The 15908-nt window shown below is 43.0% G+C and carries 14 protein-coding genes; 13 read left to right on the top strand and 1 reads right to left on the bottom strand.

Annotated features, from left to right (window positions below):
- Positions 1–5 precede the first annotated feature (5 nt).
- The 13 genes from C6344_RS04830 to C6344_RS04770 all read left to right on the top strand — a co-directional run bounded on the left by C6344_RS04830 (position 6) and on the right by C6344_RS04770 (position 15255).
- Positions 6–272, top strand: coding sequence for a PTS sugar transporter subunit IIB (locus C6344_RS04830; protein ID WP_034660831.1), 267 nt, complete (start codon positions 6–8; stop codon positions 270–272).
- Between the two features lie 24 nt (positions 273–296).
- Positions 297–1559, top strand: coding sequence for a PTS ascorbate transporter subunit IIC (ulaA, locus tag C6344_RS04825; protein ID WP_060596468.1), 1263 nt, complete (start codon positions 297–299; stop codon positions 1557–1559).
- A gap of 17 nt (positions 1560–1576) precedes the next feature.
- The gene (gene alsE / locus C6344_RS04820) at positions 1577–2269 is read left to right on the top strand and encodes a D-allulose 6-phosphate 3-epimerase (RefSeq protein ID WP_060596467.1); all 693 of its coding nucleotides are present in this window, start codon (positions 1577–1579) and stop codon (positions 2267–2269) included.
- A 182-nt stretch (positions 2270–2451) separates the two neighbouring features.
- Positions 2452–3492 carry a LacI family DNA-binding transcriptional regulator gene (locus tag C6344_RS04815; RefSeq protein ID WP_106061892.1) on the top strand — a complete coding sequence of 347 codons (1041 nt, stop codon included), beginning with the start codon at positions 2452–2454 and terminating at the stop codon, positions 3490–3492.
- Between the two features lie 216 nt (positions 3493–3708).
- A complete protein-coding gene (locus C6344_RS04810) occupies positions 3709–4965 on the top strand; it encodes an ABC transporter substrate-binding protein (RefSeq protein ID WP_060596465.1) in 1257 nt (418 codons plus the stop codon).
- 30 nt (positions 4966–4995) lie between these two features.
- A complete protein-coding gene (locus C6344_RS04805) occupies positions 4996–5928 on the top strand; it encodes a carbohydrate ABC transporter permease (protein WP_060596464.1) in 933 nt (310 codons plus the stop codon).
- The gene (locus tag C6344_RS04800; protein ID WP_060596463.1) at positions 5928–6758 is read left to right on the top strand and encodes a carbohydrate ABC transporter permease; all 831 of its coding nucleotides are present in this window, start codon (positions 5928–5930) and stop codon (positions 6756–6758) included. Before C6344_RS04805 ends, C6344_RS04800 begins: the two co-directional genes overlap by 1 nt.
- A 31-nt stretch (positions 6759–6789) precedes the next feature.
- On the top strand, positions 6790–8121 hold the full coding sequence (gene melA / locus C6344_RS04795; RefSeq protein WP_060596462.1) for an alpha-glucosidase/alpha-galactosidase: 1332 nt from the start codon (positions 6790–6792) through the stop codon (positions 8119–8121).
- Positions 8122–8468: 347 nt separating this feature from the next.
- Positions 8469–9929: a CoA-acylating methylmalonate-semialdehyde dehydrogenase gene (locus C6344_RS04790; protein ID WP_060596461.1), complete on the top strand. Its 1461-nt coding sequence runs from the start codon at positions 8469–8471 to the stop codon at positions 9927–9929.
- A gap of 223 nt (positions 9930–10152) precedes the next feature.
- A complete protein-coding gene (locus C6344_RS04785) occupies positions 10153–11688 on the top strand; it encodes a glycoside hydrolase family 43 protein (protein ID WP_060596460.1) in 1536 nt (511 codons plus the stop codon).
- A gap of 53 nt (positions 11689–11741) precedes the next feature.
- Positions 11742–13010, top strand: a complete 1269-nt coding sequence (gene xynC / locus C6344_RS04780; RefSeq protein ID WP_060596459.1) for a glucuronoarabinoxylan endo-1,4-beta-xylanase XynC — start codon at positions 11742–11744, stop codon at positions 13008–13010.
- Positions 13011–13141: 131 nt separating this feature from the next.
- Positions 13142–13849, top strand: a complete 708-nt coding sequence (locus C6344_RS04775; RefSeq protein ID WP_106047872.1) for a response regulator transcription factor — start codon at positions 13142–13144, stop codon at positions 13847–13849.
- A 2-nt stretch (positions 13850–13851) separates the two neighbouring features.
- Positions 13852–15255, top strand: a complete 1404-nt coding sequence (locus C6344_RS04770; protein ID WP_106072790.1) for a sensor histidine kinase — start codon at positions 13852–13854, stop codon at positions 15253–15255.
- Between the two features lie 55 nt (positions 15256–15310).
- Here the strand turns inward: C6344_RS04770 and C6344_RS04765 are convergent, their stop codons facing one another.
- Positions 15311–15619 carry a magnetosome magnetite crystal formation protein family gene (locus tag C6344_RS04765; RefSeq protein ID WP_034660817.1) on the bottom strand — a complete coding sequence of 103 codons (309 nt, stop codon included), beginning with the start codon at positions 15617–15619 and terminating at the stop codon, positions 15311–15313.
- Between the last annotated feature and the right edge of the window lie 289 nt (positions 15620–15908).

Genomic DNA, 15908 nt, shown 5'->3' with positions numbered 1-15908 from the left:
AGAGAATGAAAAAAATTCTTGTTGTGTGCGGAAACGGATTAGGAAGCAGCTTTATCGTAGAAATGAATGTCAAAAAAGCATTAGAAGAGTTAGGACTTGTAGCTGAAGTGGATCATACCGATCTCAGCACAAGTAAAAATGAACAGGCCGATCTATATATCGGAGCAACAGACATTATCGACCAGCTGGATGACGGCACAAGAAAGGTCGCTGGATTAAATAACTTGTTAGACCAGGAAGCCATTAAAGACGTCCTTCGTAAACACATATAAGCCACAAAAAAGGGGGATCACATCATGATGGAACTGATCATGAACGATATATTGGGCACACCGGCAATTCTCATCGGTTTGTTTGCACTGGCCGGTTTACTTTTGCAGAAAAAATCAGCCGCAGATACCGTGTCAGGCACCTTGAAAACAACCATGGGTTTTTTAATATTAGGAGCGGGCGCCACGGTCGTGTCTGATTCACTTGGAGTTTTTCGAAAAATGTTTGAAGCAGCCTTTCACATTCAAGGGGTTGTCCCAAATACAGATGCCATGGCGGCTATTGCTCAAAAGGAATTCGGGACACAGACGGCTCTCATTATGATTTTTGGCATGCTGGTCAATTTGTTATTGGCAAAATTCACGCCCTTTAAATACGTCTTTTTAACAGGGCACCATACCTTGTATATGGCTGCAATGCTCGCAGTGGTTCTCTCGACAGCCGGAATGCAAGGAGGATTTCTTGTGACCACCGGTTCGATTATATTAGGAACGGCTATGGTCATTGCACCCGCTATTCTTCAGCCATTCACAAGGAAAGTCACCGGAAGCGATGATCTCGCGCTTGGACACTTCAGTACCTTTGGTTATTTTACAGCGGGAATGATCGGCAAATGGATCGGTCGTCCAGAGAGATCAACGGAAACCATTCAAGTGCCTAAATCACTCGGCTTTCTAAGAGATACATCTGTTGCCATTTCGATCACGATGGCTTTGCTGTTCTTTGCGATTGCACCGTTTGCAGGGATTCCCTTTATAGAACAAATTAGCGGGGGCACGAACTTCGCTGTCTTCATTCTCATTCAGGCTATTACCTTTGCTGCAGGTGTGTACATTATTTTAGCCGGGGTGCGGATGGCAATCGGTGAAATCGTGCCTGCTTTCAAAGGGATTGCCGATCGTTTTGTGAAAGGGGCAAAGCCGGCACTTGACGCGCCAACCGTTTTTCCATTTGCTCCAAATGCAGTCATTATCGGATTTTTATGCAGCTTTGCAGGAGGCATCGTATCCATTTTTCTTTTACCTTTGTTTGGTTTAACTGTCATTGTCCCTGGTCTTGTCCCGCACTTTTTTTGCGGCGCTACAGCAGGAGTGTATGGTAATGCAACAGGAGGCGTAAGAGGTGCTGTCGCTGGGGCCTTTGTGAATGGATTGCTTCTTTCCTTTTTACCTGCTTGTTTATTACCTGTGTTAGGAACCCTTGGCTTTGAAGGGACAACTTTTGGAGATACAGACTTTGGTATCATCGGAATCTTGATTGGATTGATCAAGCTTTTATTTCAACTCTAAAAAGGAGGAGCCTCAGAATGACAGCCATTTTTTCACCTTCATTGATGTGCATGGATTTAACGCACTTCCGCGAACAAATTCATATACTCAACACAAGAGCAGATCGATATCATGTCGACGTCATGGATGGTCATTACGTGAAAAATATCACCTTATCGCCCTTTTTCATAGAACAGCTTCGAAAACTGACAGATAGACCAATTGATGTTCACCTTATGGCGGAATACCCCCAAGAATTTTTAATCGATGCCTGCATTGATGCAGGCGCAAGCATGATCTGCTTACACCCAGAGGTCGTGCAAAGAGACGTTTTTAGAATCATTCGGCATATCCATCAAAGAGACTGCAAGGTCGGCTTTGTCTTAAATCCCGCCACACCAATTGCGGTGTTAAATTCCTTTATACATTTAATAGACCGAGTGACGATCATGACGATCGATCCAGGCTTTGCTGGACAGCCTTTTATTAAAGAAATGCTTCGTAAAATCAAAGAGGTGAGAAAGATAAAAGAGCAAGGAGGATACTCATTTTCAATTGAAGTAGACGGCTCTTGTAATGAGAGCACGTTCCGGCTGCTTGCTGAGGCTGGAAATGAGATCTATATCATCGGCAACTCAGGTTTATTTGGACTTCACAATCAACTCGATAAAGCTTGGGAGACAATGAAGCAATTGTTTGCAAAAGAAACAGCCTCAATTGAATCACGTTAGTAAAAGAGGATGTAATCCATCCTCTTTTTTACGCAATTTTACTAAAACACCGCAATCTCACCAAAAAATACCCAAATACAAAATAAAAAATTACAAATCCACAATTGAAAGCGCTTTACTTATATGTTATCCTTCAAATATCTTTAGTAAATATTTAGTCAAAATCTAAGAGGAGTTTGCCTATGACCACACTCAAAGATATTGCCCATGATGCAAAAGTGTCCGTATCCACTGTATCCCGTGTGTTAAATGGCGATCAAACACTTGCCGTTTCACACGCAACAAGACAAAACATCCTCGACATTGCAAAGAAGCTAAACTATACCCCAGTGAGAGCAAGAAAAGCCGATCAAGCAGAAGAAAAACCTCCATCTGAATCCCCAGTCATCGGTATCGTTGTCGCTCAATCCATTGACGAAGAATTAAATGATCCCTTTTTTTCATCGATTCGAAAAGGAATTGAAAAAGAATATGCCAAACAAGGGCTGTCCACCCTCCATACCTTTCGCCTGAGAAGCATGGACAAAGGGGCGATGCTAAAGGATATTGACGGTTTGATTGTCATTGGACGAATCAGTCCCGATACAGTTGAAAAAATGACAAACCGAATGGAACACATTGTTTTTATTAATCATTATGCGGATGAAGATTTGTATGATTGTGTACATGTTGATTTTGTAAGAGCGGCAGATCGAGCAATTCGCCATCTGCAATCGCTTGGCTATACACATCTAGGCTATATTGGCGGAAAGGAGCGGGAGCATTATTTCGAAGGAAACGCTGTGATTGAGGACGAAAGGCAAACGACGTTTATGAGAAGAATGCAGGAGGCGGGATGTCTTCATCTGGATGACATCCACATTGGGGAATACTCCATGCAAGAAGGCTATACGCTTATGCAGCAAGCCATTAAAAAAGGAAACCTTCCACAAGCCTTTTTTATCGGAAGTGATTCAATGGCGATCGGTGCAATGCGTGCGCTCAACGAAGCCGGTCTGCGTGTTCCTTTCGATGTATCCATTGTTGGGTTTAATGACATTGAAGCTGCTTCATTTTCAAGTCCGCCGCTTACAAGCGTAAAAGTATATACAGAAGAAATGGGGGAAGTCGGCTTGAAGCTTTTGCTTGAGCGAATAAACGGAAGAAAGCTCCCTCTAAAAGTCGTCGTGCCAACAAAACTCATCGAACGGGGCAGCACATGTCTCATCCATGAAAGGGGGTGAACCAAGATCTCAGCAAACAAAAAAGAGACAAAAAAGCAGAAAGCAGCTGCTCAGCATGATGGCCAGATCATGCTAAGAACAAGGCAGCCTGCCGTTATGCTCTCTTATCTCTTTGAAAAGAATAGAATTCCAGTATAATGGACTTCTTTTGTTTCCGCAACTGCATGAATTCTACCGATTATCGTCTGAATTTTCAGTGATCAAAAGGAGGAAACCATGAATAAAAAATTCATGCTGCTGACTGCGGCCTTTGTCTTGACCATTCTTTTGTCTGCTTGCGGCAATAACGGTACGTCCGAAGCAAACGGAAAGGTCACCCTGACTCTCTTTTCGACGATGAGCAACAGCGGGGAAAGAAAAGCATTTGAAGAAGTGATTCGTGAGTTTGAAAAAGAGCATCCACATATTCGAATCGATGCCAACTTCCCGGGCAACAGCTATGAAGATATGATTCGCGTCAAAATGGGGGCAAACGATATGCCGGATCTGTTTGACACACATGGCTGGGCCAAACTGCGCTATAGCGAGTATGTGGCTGATTTAAAAGAGATGGATTGGGTCAAACAGCTTGATCCATCTCTCGATCAGATTTTAAAGGACCAAGATGGCAAAGTATACGCGTATCCGCTGAATCAAGCAAAAGACGGGCTTAGCTTTAATGCCAATCTATTAAAGGACTATGACATTGAAGTCCCTAAAACACTTGATGAATTAAAATCTGCTTTGCTGACAGTTAAAGAAAAGAGCAAAGGAGAGGTTGTGCCGCTCTGGATACCAGGAGGAGATAACTCAAATATCGCCCAAGTCTTTGATGAACTAGCCACACCTTTATTAATCACCGATCCAAAACATCAATACGGAAAAGAACTTGAAAACGGATCTTTTGATTGGTCTCACTATACACCGCTTGCACAGTTCATGAAGGAGCTGAAGGATCAAGATTTTTTAAACAAAGATGTCCTGACAGCGAAACTATCTCAAGCACCTGAACTGATGGCACAAAACAAAATAGCCTTCACCTTTGTCGGAGGTTCTTTAGGACCTGAAGCGTCAGAACTCAATCAATCGATCAAAGTAGGCACGATACCTGTTCCTGCCATTCATGAAGGAGATGAGCAAAGCTGGATTGGGGGAGAACGATTTACTGTCGCTGCCTGGAAGGACTCCAAGCATCTAAAAGAAGCAAAACAATTCATCGATTTTCTCGCAAAGCCTGAAAATGCGGAAAAAATCGCAGAAGGCACATCCTCTGAAGCAGCCTTAACGCATGTAAAAGTGAAAAACTATTACTCTACGTTTTACGATCAATACGAACAGGTGAAGATTGAACCTTACTTCGATCGAAAATACTTACCAAGCGGAATGTGGGCTGTCATGGCAACGACGGGTCAAGAATTATTAGCAGGCTCCATCACACCAGAACAATTATCGAAGAAGATGGAAGAGGAATATAAGCGTCTGAAAAAACAATAGCAGGCCCATGCTGAAACAGGAGTGAAGCCAATGAATGACATCACAAAAGCAAAGCAGCCAGCCGCATTTACCTCTTTACCAAAACAAAAGATGCAAAAAAGCCGGAATTCATCACTTTGGTGGATGTACATGCCAGCTGTACTCGTCGTCAGTACCTTTATCATTTATCCTTTTTTGAACGGCATTCAGCTATCTTTTACGAATTGGAACGGGTTCTCACAAACTTATGAATGGATTGGGCTTGATCAATATAAACGTCTGCTTCAAGACCCAACGACATGGCTTGTTGTCAAAAACACGCTTCTCTACGGAATTGGGAGTACAATCTTACAAAATATCATTGGACTTGGATATGCTCTCTTATTAAACCAAAGTTTAAAGATAAGAGGCATCACAAGGACGGTGATCTATCTACCTGTCATGATCAGTCCGATTGCCATGGGCTATATTTGGTATTTTGTGTTTGCTTACCAAGGCGGTGCCTTAAACGATGTGGTGACGTTTTTTGGATTTGACCAAATGAATGCGCTTGGCAATCCGCAATTAAACACATGGATCATTGTGCTTGTCAACACCTATCAATTCGTCGGAATTGCGATGATCATTTATTTAGCAGGCCTTCAAAGTATTCCTAAGGATTATTATGAGGCGGCACAATTAGACGGCGCATCAAGCCTCCAGCAATTCAGACGGATCACATTGCCGCTGCTTATGCCGTCTATCACCATTAATGTTGTGCTTAACGTCATTGGCGGGCTGAAACTTTTTGATGTCATTGTGGCACTAACAGGCGGCGGACCTGGAGATTCCTCGCAATCGATGTCGACCTTTATGTATGATCTGTATTTCAAACGTCAGGATGCAGGCTATGCAGCAACGCAAGGAGTCTTCATGGCGGTCATCATCCTTGTCATTAGTGTCGCAGCACTGATTTATTTCAAACGAAAGGAGACCGAGGTGTGATGGATAACGCCTTTAAACGCAAAAAGAGATGGTACACCTTCCTCGCACTTTTGGTGACATTGCTTCACCTCATTCCATTTTATATCTTGGTGACGACATCATTAAAGGGGATAGGAGATTTCAGTTCAAAATGGCTGTTTCCGAAAGCGCTCCATCTTGAAAACTTTCGCACGGCATGGACAGAGGCTCAGCTTGGCCAGTCCTTTTTGAATACAGTGATGATTACGTTTAGCTCCGCTGTATTACTCATCATACTTGGATCTCTTGCAGCCTATCCGCTCGCAAGAAGAAACACAAAGCTAAATAAAGCAGTTTATGTTTTATTCATCACCATTATGGTCATTCCACCGCTCACAGCCCTTGTCCCGCTCTATAAAATGGTCGTTCAAATCGGGATGATGAACACCTATCAAATCGCTATTTTAAATAATGTCGCTGCTTTTTTGCCGCTAACCATTTTCTTATACGCAGGCTTTATCCGGTCGACCATTCCAAAGGAGCTTGAAGAAGCAGCCCGTATTGATGGAGCGGGGACACTCAGAGTTTTTTTCACTGTCGTTTTTCCTCTTCTGAAGCCCATTACCGCTTCTGTCTTAATCATTGCCTGTGTGTATATTTGGAACGACTATCAATTTGCCATCTTCTTTTTGCAAGATAAAGAGATGCATACACTCACAGTCGCCTTATCCCATTTTTTTGGTCAAAATCAGCATCAGCTCCAGCTCGTTGGTGCCGCTGCGCTCATTGCGATGCTGCCAATGGTTACGATGTTTTTACTGTTGCAAAAATATTTTATCGCAGGGCTTTCACAAGGCTCTGTCAAAGGGTAGTTCAATATGGATGTAAAAAGGAGAGTCGTCAATGTCTAAAATTACATTTATCGGTGCAGGGAGTACCGTGTTTGCTAAAAATATATTAGGAGATTGTTTGTTCGTCCCTGCACTTAGCGGCTTTGAATTCGCATTATATGATATCGACCACAACCGGCTGAATGAATCAGACACGATGCTTCGGCATTTAAAAGAGAACTACGGTGCAAATGTGACCATTAAGCCCTATCACAACCGAAAAGAAGCCTTAAAGGATGCGAAATATGTCATCAATGCCATCCAGGTTGGAGGCTATCGGCCAAGCACTGTAATTGATTTTGAGATTCCGAAAAAATACGGATTAAGACAAACGATTGCGGATACGGTTGGCATCGGCGGCATCTTCCGCTTCCTTCGAACAATTCCTGTGATGCTTGATTTTGCAAAGGAGATGGAAGAGGTTTGCCCAAATGCTTTATTATTAAATTACACAAATCCAATGGCCACACTGACAGGTGCGATGCTGCGCTATACACCGATTCAAACGGTGGGTCTTTGTCATAGTGTGCAGGTGTGTACAAAGGATCTATTTGAATCACTTGAAATGGATCATGAAGGCATTGAAGAAAAAATTGCCGGCATCAACCATATGGCATGGTTATTAGAGGTGAAACGGGACGGAAAAGATTTGTACCCAGACATCAAAAGAAGAGCGAAAGAAAAGCAGCAAGCGCGGCACCATGATATGGTACGTTTTGAGCTGATGGATAAATTCGGCTACTATGTCACAGAATCCTCAGAGCACAATGCCGAATACCATCCTTATTTTATCAAAGCACGCTATCCAGAACTGATCGGTCAATTTAACATTCCGCTCGATGAATACCCGAGACGCTGCGAGGAACAAATCAACAACTGGAATACAATGAAGCATGACCTTGTGGGCAATACACAGATCACACATACTCGCTCAAAAGAATATGGTTCTCGTATCATTGAAGCGATCGAAACGAACGTTCCCTTTAAATTTGGAGGGAATGTGCTGAACACAGGAGGACTCATTCACAATCTGCCTGAAAAAGCGTGTGTCGAAGTACCATGTGTTGCAGATCGCAGCGGCATCATGCCTTGCTATGTCGGAGAGATCCCTGAACAATTGGCTGGACTCAACCGGACCAATATCAGCTCACAGCTCATGACAATCGAAGCAGCAATTAGCGGCAAAAAAGAGCACATTTATCAAGCGGCATTACTTGATCCACACACAAGCGCTGAACTATCCATTGATGACATCATCAAATTATGCGATGAACTCATTGAAGCACATGGTGAGATGCTCCCGCATTTTGCAGAACCGAATCAATATGCTGCATCAACTAAATAAAAGAAAAGAACCAGCCTCTACCTGATGCAACGCGCATCAGGTTTTTCTTATGTTGCAAAAAGAGGATTGACTGAAAGCATTTTTAATATTATGATTTTTCTACAGTTACCCAATAGTTGATCAAAAATACACCATGAATAAATCACATTCCGGAATCATTTCTCACAAACAAATCGATGGGCGGCAACCTTTCACACTTTAGAGCAAGCTCTTTATCACAACGTAAACCAAAACGTCAGTTTCATTTGACAAAGAGTGTATACAGATGGGCGCCCGTTAGATGAGACAATGACAACCATACACATCCTATAAGCATGACATTCTTTCATAAAAAGGAGAGAGGGAACATGACCAAAACAGATGTACAAATGTTGAAAAATTATATTGGCGGACAATGGATTGAGGCAGAAACAAGTCAAACAGAGGCAGTATATAACCCAGCTATTGGCGAGATCATCGCAGAAGTGCCGCTTTCAACAAAAAAGGATGTCGAACGTGCGGTACAGGCAGCACAAGAAGCATTTACCACTTGGTCGAAAACACCAGTTCCCCGCCGTGCACGCATTTTATTTAAATACCAGCAGTTACTCGTTGAAAAATGGGATGAGCTGGCTGAACTCGTAACGATTGAAAACGGAAAAAGCATAACAGAGGCAAAAGGAGAAGTGCAGCGAGGGATTGAATGTGTGGAATTTGCCGCTGGTGCACCGACCTTAATGATGGGAAAACAATTACCAGATATCGCATCTGGACTCGAATCTGGCATGTACCGCTATCCGATTGGTGTCATTGGCGGCATTACGCCATTTAACTTTCCGATGATGGTCCCGTGCTGGATGTTCCCGCTTGCCATTGCCTGCGGAAATACGTTTGTTTTAAAACCTTCAGAACGAACGCCCATTCTTGCCGCGCGGTTAGCCGAGCTATTTGAAGAAGCGGGTCTTCCAAAAGGTGTTCTCAACATCGTCAATGGGGCTCACGATGTCGTCAATGGTCTGCTTGAACACCAAAAGGTCAAAGCCATTTCATTTGTCGGCTCTCAGCCAGTCGCAGAATACGTCTATAAAAAAGGCACAGAGCATGGCAAACGTGTCCAAGCACTTGCAGGTGCAAAGAATCACTCCATTGTCCTCAAAGATGCAGATTTAGATGCGGCAACGAAACAAATCATTGGTGCTGCCTTTGGATCAGCGGGAGAGCGCTGCATGGCCGCGGCTGTTGTCGCGGTGGAAGAAGAAGTGGCAGATGAGTTCATTCAAAAATTAGTTGATGAATCGAACGAGCTCGTCATTGGAAATGGAATAAATGAAGATGTCTTTCTTGGTCCAGTCATTCGAAAGGAACATAAAGAACGAACGCTTCAATATATCCAGTCAGGGATTGAAGAAGGAGCAAGCCTCATTCGTGATGGTAGGAATGACCTTGAAACAAATGGAAAAGGGTATTTCGTTGGACCGACGATTTTTGACCATGTCACAAATCAAATGAAAATTTGGCAGGACGAGATTTTCGCCCCAGTCTTATCAGTTGTCCGTGTCTCTTCACTAACAGAAGCGATCGACCTGTCCAATCAATCAAAATTTGCGAACGGTGCCTGCCTTTACACGGACAGCGCATCAAGCATCAGAGAATTTCGCGAAAACATCGAAGCAGGTATGCTCGGCGTGAATATCGGTGTGCCCGCACCAATGGCATTTTTCCCGTTTTCCGGCTGGAAGGATTCTTTCTACGGGGACTTACATGCGAACGGAACAGACGGAGTAGAGTTTTACACAAGAAAGAAAATGGTGACCGCTCGTTATATGTAATCTACATTCATTGAATAAGAAGAAAAAATGCAGTTCCAAAGTGGAGGACTGCATTTTTTATTGTCTCCTAGTCAAAAAGTAAGGGTTTTCATGATGATTTTAGCAGTGATTTCCCCTAGAAATCATCCTTTGTATTCATTCTTCATCAGCGCATATCAACATAATTTGAAATTGGGCGTAAACCCCAATATTAGGAAGATGAAAACAGGAGGAAAATGACACGATGAGGAAGAGGATGAAGTGCGGTGTAGGTTTTTTGATTCTTGCTTTGGTGCTGAGCTGTATACCGGTATATGATGCGAGTGCAGCAAGTACCCCCATTGCAAAACGAGTAGGAAATGCAAATCCACTCATAGACCATCACCTGGGGGCGGATCCGTTTGCGCTCACCTATAACGGCAGAGTGTACATTTATATGTCGAGTGATGACTATGAATATCACAGCAATGGAACGATTAAGGATAATTCTTTTGCGAATTTGAATAGGGTCTTTGTCATCTCTTCGGCGGATATGGTGAACTGGACAGATCACGGAGCGATTCCAGTAGCTGGCGCAAATGGGGCCAATGGCGGGAGAGGGATTGCCAAATGGGCAGGCGCTTCCTGGGCTCCATCCGCTGCGGTGAAAAAGATCAATGGGAAGGATAAATTTTTCCTTTATTTTGCTAACAGCGGCGGAGGGATTGGCGTCTTGACAGCAGACAGCCCGATTGGACCTTGGAAAGATCCTATCGGAAAAGCGCTCGTCACGCCAAATACACCAGGGATGTCCGGTGTTGTATGGCTTTTTGATCCAGCCGTATTTGTAGATGATGACGGAACCGGTTATCTATATGCCGGAGGAGGCGTTCCAGGCGGTTCAAATCCAACGCAGGGACAATGGGCCAATCCTAAAACAGCAAGAGTTCTGAAACTAGGATCTGACATGACTAGTGTAGTTGGCAGCGCATCAACCATTGATGCTCCTTTTATGTTTGAAGATTCGGGTATGCATAAGTATAACGGTACCTATTACTATTCCTATTGCATCAATTTTGGCGGCTCCCACCCAGCAGATAAACCACCTGGTGAGATCGGTTATATGACGAGCTCAAGTCCAATGGGCCCCTTTACGTATAAAGGACACTTCCTGAAAAATCCGGGTGCATTTTTCGGCGGCGGCGGTAACAACCATCATGCTGTGTTCCATTTTAAAAACGAGTGGTATGTCGTGTATCACACGCAAACGGTGAGCTCAGCCTTATATGGAGCAGGGAAAGGCTACAGATCTCCACACATTAATAAGCTTGTGCATAATGCTGACGGCTCCCTTCGAGAGGTCGCAGCCAATTTTGAAGGAGTTAAACAGCTTTCCAACCTGAATCCTTATCAACGGGTAGAAGCTGAAACATTCGCTTGGAATGGACGCATTTTAACAGAGGCCTCCTCAGCACCAGGTGGACCAGTCAATAACCAGCATATCACAAACATTCAAAACGGTGATTGGGTGGCTGTCAGTAATGTCGATTTCGGATCGAGCGGTGCCAGAACCTTTAAAGCCAATGTAGCATCCGCTTCAGGTGGACAAATAGAAGTACGTCTTGGCAGTCCAGACGGCAGAATTGCCGGAACACTCAATGTCCCTTCCACAGGCGGAAACTGGCGAGAAATAGAAACGGCAGTGAACGGAGCAGCAGGAGTGCACAACGTATTTTTTGTCTTCAAAGGAAATGGTGCCAACCTATTCCAATTTGATTCCTGGCAGTTTACTCAAAGGTAAACAAAATCAGATGCTGCGGCATCGATCACTGGTTGATGGGAGAGTGGGAAAATTTGATGTCCATAATCAAAAAACCAATTTGTACTTTATTGATCTGCTTCACTATGCTGTCTGTCATGTTCATAGGGCCTGGGGTAACTGAGGTTTCAGCAGCAAGTGATGCGAATATTAATGTCAATGCGGAAAGACAAGTGATTCGCGGCTTTGGCGGAATGAACCACCCGGCTTGGATTGGTGATTTAACCGCCCCTCAAAGGGAAACCGCCTTTGGCAATGGGCAGAATCAATTAGGATTCTCCATTCTACGAATTAATGTAGACGAGAACAGAAATAATTGGCACAGAGAAGTTGCTACCGCCAAAAGAGCAATAGAGCATGGCGCTTTAGTGATCGCTTCGCCTTGGAATCCTCCAAGCCATATGGTGGAGACTTTCAACCGTAATGGTGCGTCTGCAAAGCGGTTGAGATACAATCAATACGCCGCGTATGCTCAGCATCTCAATGATTTTGTGACATACATGAAAAATAATGGTGTCAACCTCTATGCCATTTCTGTACAAAACGAGCCTGATTATGCACACGAATGGACATGGTGGACGCCTCAGGAAATCCTGCGATTCATGAGAGAAAATGCCGGCTCCATTAATGCACGCGTGATTGCACCAGAATCTTTTCAATACCTTAAAAATATATCAGATCCTATCTTAAACGATCCGCAGGCGCTTAGAAATATGGACATTCTCGGTGCCCATCTGTATGGAACCCAGATCAGCCAGCTTCCGTATCCTCTTTTTAAACAAAAAGGAGCGGGGAAAGAGCTGTGGATGACAGAGGTATATTACCCGAATAGTGATAACAATTCAGCGGACCGCTGGCCTGAGGCATTAGGGGTGTCAGAGCATATTCACCATTCGATGGTGGAAGGTGATTTTCAGGCGTATGTTTGGTGGTACATCCGCAGATCATACGGTCCTATGAAGGAAGATGGAATGATTAGCAAACGTGGCTACAACATGGCGCATTTCTCCAAGTTTGTGCGTCCAGGGTACGTCAGGATTGATGCAACGAAAAGCCCTGAACCGAATGTTTTCGTCTCAGCCTATAAAGGGGACAATAAGGTCGTCATTGTAGCGATTAATAAAAACAATACAGGCGTTAACCAGCACTTTGTCATGCAAAATGGAACCGCTTCACAAGCGTCAAGATGGATTACGAGTAGTAACAGCAACCTTCAGCCTGGAACTGACTTAAATATATCAGGTAATCAATTTTGGGCTCATCTCCCGGCTCAAAGTGTGACAACATTTGTGGTCAAACGCTAAAAAAACACCAAAAGCCAATTTTCTCATTAAAAAAGAAAATTGGCTTTTTTCTGTGCAAATAGAAAGTTGATTTTTCACGATGTCTACACTTTGGGTATAATAATAACAATGACTTCAGGAGAGTGATCATAATGCCAAAGCTTCAAAGCAAAGTATTGATTATAGATGACGAAAAAGAAATTTTGGAATTAATCCATACAGTATTAACAAGAGAAGGCATTGACCGGGTGATAACAGCTTCAACTGCCCGTGATGGGCTCACGCAATTCCATCAAGAACATCCCGATCTCGTCATACTGGATATTATGCTGCCAGACGGTGAAGGCTACGATATTTGTAAACAAATCAGAGACGTCTCGCATGTTCCGATTATCTTTTTATCAGCAAAGGGAGAGGAATCAGACAAAATTGTAGGACTTGCCATTGGCGGCGATGATTACATTACAAAACCTTTCAGCCCAAAGGAAGTCGCCTACCGGGTAAAAGCCCAGCTGAGACGGTCATCATACTTACAGCCTTCTCAAGCTGATCCCGTGATCAAAAAAGGGCCATTTGAGTTAAATGAGCAGCAAGCCGAACTGACGAAAAACGGAGCGGTAATTGAGCTCACACCGAAAGAACTTATGCTGATGACCTATTTCTTGCAGCATCCGAATCGAGTGATCAGTAAAGAAACGCTTTATCAAACCGTTTGGGGAGAAGATTTCTTCGGTTCTGACAATACGGTGATGGTTCATATACGAAGACTTCGGGAGAAAATAGAGAATTCCCCATCTATACCAGAATTTCTCGTGACGGTCAAAGGGCTTGGCTATAAATTTGTTGTAAAGGATGCGTAAGGATGAAATGGCGATTAACAGGCAGATATATGGTCTCTGTCATTATCGTGACCATTATCACTGTCTTTATTAACTTATTTGGATTCATGATTTGGCTTGTACTACAAGCAAGCAGCCAGCAAAACGAAGAAAATACGCCCGAAACCTTCACAAGAACATTTGAACAATACATAACCTTTTCCGATCAAGGCATCACTGTGAACAAAGAAGGACAGCAAGCCTTAAAACAACAAAATGCGTGGATTCAAATATTAGACGAAAATGGACAAGACGTCTATCATGCACACGCACCTAAAGGAATAAAGAGCAAATATACACCTATAGAAATCGTGAACATACATAAATATAAAGATAAGCAATTGTTATCGACCATTTATGCCGGCGGAAAAAAAGGAAAGGGCAGGGAATACAGCTACTTTATCGGATTTAAGAACCCTGCCATCGGAAAATATTTATTCTCGTTCGACACGAAGGACTTAATATCAAGATTCAATATCGGGACGATGATTTTATTATCGATCGATGCCATCATTGCCTTATTCATTGGATACTTATTCAGCCGGCAGCTCATCAAACCGCTCGGCCGTGCCATTCATGGAATCCAGCGGCTCGCAAACGGAGATTATACGACAAAGCTGCCAACTAAGGGAATATATAAAGATGTCTTCTATAATGTCAATCACTTATCAGAGCAGCTCGCTTCAAGCCAAAAAGAAAAAGACAAATTAGAGCAAATGCGGGAAGAGTGGATCAGTCATATTTCTCATGATATTAAAACACCATTATCCTCTATTCAAGGCTATGCAGAAATCATCAAAGATCCAAATTATCCTCTTTCAGATCAAGACATCAGAGATTATGCCAGCATCATAGAGAATAAATCACTGTACATCAAAGATGTCATGGAGGATCTAAATTTAACAACAAGGCTGAAAAATAACGACGTGATGCTGCATAAAGAGCTAGTGAACATTGTGCCGTTGCTGCGGGAAACGTTAATTGATATCCTAAACGATTCGAGATATGCAGATCAGACGATTGAGCTGCAATCGAATGTAGACAAGCTCATGCTAAATATTGATACGATCCTCATACGAAGAGCGGTCACCAATCTCATTTTAAATGCCCTTGTTCACAATGATTCTGATGTGAAAATCATTGTACAGCTGGAACAAAAAGAAAATACCCACATCACGATTAAAGATAACGGCAAAGGAATCGAAGAGGCAGAGCTAGAAAAAGTGTTTGACCGCTACTATAGAGGGACGAATACAGGAGGGACACATGCAGGCTCTGGTCTCGGAATGGCCATTGCAAAGGATATTATCCAAAAGCACGGCGGGGATATTACGATACGCAGTATAATAGGGGAAGGAACAACGATTGATATCCAATTACCCGCATGAATGGACATACAAAAAAAACGGTTCTGATCAATCACAGAACCGTTTTTCCCATCTATTATTCTGAAAACACTTTAATGCCTTTGACAATGTTCCAAATGAAGAAGTAGATCGCCACAAGGAATGTCACAGCATACGTTGCAATTAAGAACGGACCAGCATGTCTGATATCGTTCATGCCAAGTAAACCTGAACCAAGGATGCCAATGCCAAAAATCAAATAAGGAATGAAATGTGTCCATAGCGATTTTTTCGCATGATATTTCACTTCGTCCTTCCCTAAGAAATAGACGATAATCGGAAACAAAAATGGCGCAAAAAAGATACTGAAGTAACATAATGAAGACAAAATTTTATTTTCTCTCAAACCTTTTCACCTCTATGATTGATTTAGAAGGAGGACCATTTGACTCATCCCTCACTTCCTTACAAACCCATTGTACTACCTCAATCTTAACTTGTATTAATCCGAACCTTACAGCAACCTTAAAAATGTTAAAAGATCGAACGCTACATGAAAGATAAGGAAATACAAGTTATGGAACTGCTGAGTCAAGACATAGAACCTGATACTTTAAGAAGGATAGTCCATCACAAACACGAAGAAATTGAAAGGAAAATCAAACGCTTCCGTCAAATTCAAGACCTTTTATCTA

Origin of the sequence: Bacillus sp. GBSW19, assembly GCF_002998655.1 — a bacterium.
Lineage (GTDB): Bacteria > Bacillota > Bacilli > Bacillales > Bacillaceae > Bacillus.
Note: the sequence above shows the minus strand (reverse complement) of the source record. Positions and strands in the feature narration are given on the sequence as shown.

Excerpts from the sequence above, each read along its gene's own strand:
- C6344_RS04830 (WP_034660831.1), top strand. The coding sequence starts at position 6 with ATGAAAAAAATTCTTGTTGTGTGCGGAAACGGATTAGGAAGCAGCTTT.
- C6344_RS04805 (WP_060596464.1), top strand. The coding sequence starts at position 4,996 with ATGAATGACATCACAAAAGCAAAGCAGCCAGCCGCATTTACCTCTTTA.
- C6344_RS04800 (WP_060596463.1), top strand. The coding sequence starts at position 5,928 with ATGGATAACGCCTTTAAACGCAAAAAGAGATGGTACACCTTCCTCGCA.
- C6344_RS04810 (WP_060596465.1), top strand. The coding sequence starts at position 3,709 with ATGAATAAAAAATTCATGCTGCTGACTGCGGCCTTTGTCTTGACCATT.
- C6344_RS04775 (WP_106047872.1), top strand. The coding sequence starts at position 13,142 with ATGCCAAAGCTTCAAAGCAAAGTATTGATTATAGATGACGAAAAAGAA.
- C6344_RS04785 (WP_060596460.1), top strand. The coding sequence starts at position 10,153 with ATGAGGAAGAGGATGAAGTGCGGTGTAGGTTTTTTGATTCTTGCTTTG.
- C6344_RS04770 (WP_106072790.1), top strand. The coding sequence starts at position 13,852 with ATGAAATGGCGATTAACAGGCAGATATATGGTCTCTGTCATTATCGTG.
- C6344_RS04790 (WP_060596461.1), top strand. The coding sequence starts at position 8,469 with ATGACCAAAACAGATGTACAAATGTTGAAAAATTATATTGGCGGACAA.
- melA (WP_060596462.1), top strand. The coding sequence starts at position 6,790 with ATGTCTAAAATTACATTTATCGGTGCAGGGAGTACCGTGTTTGCTAAA.
- ulaA (WP_060596468.1), top strand. The coding sequence starts at position 297 with ATGATGGAACTGATCATGAACGATATATTGGGCACACCGGCAATTCTC.
- C6344_RS04815 (WP_106061892.1), top strand. The coding sequence starts at position 2,452 with ATGACCACACTCAAAGATATTGCCCATGATGCAAAAGTGTCCGTATCC.
- alsE (WP_060596467.1), top strand. The coding sequence starts at position 1,577 with ATGACAGCCATTTTTTCACCTTCATTGATGTGCATGGATTTAACGCAC.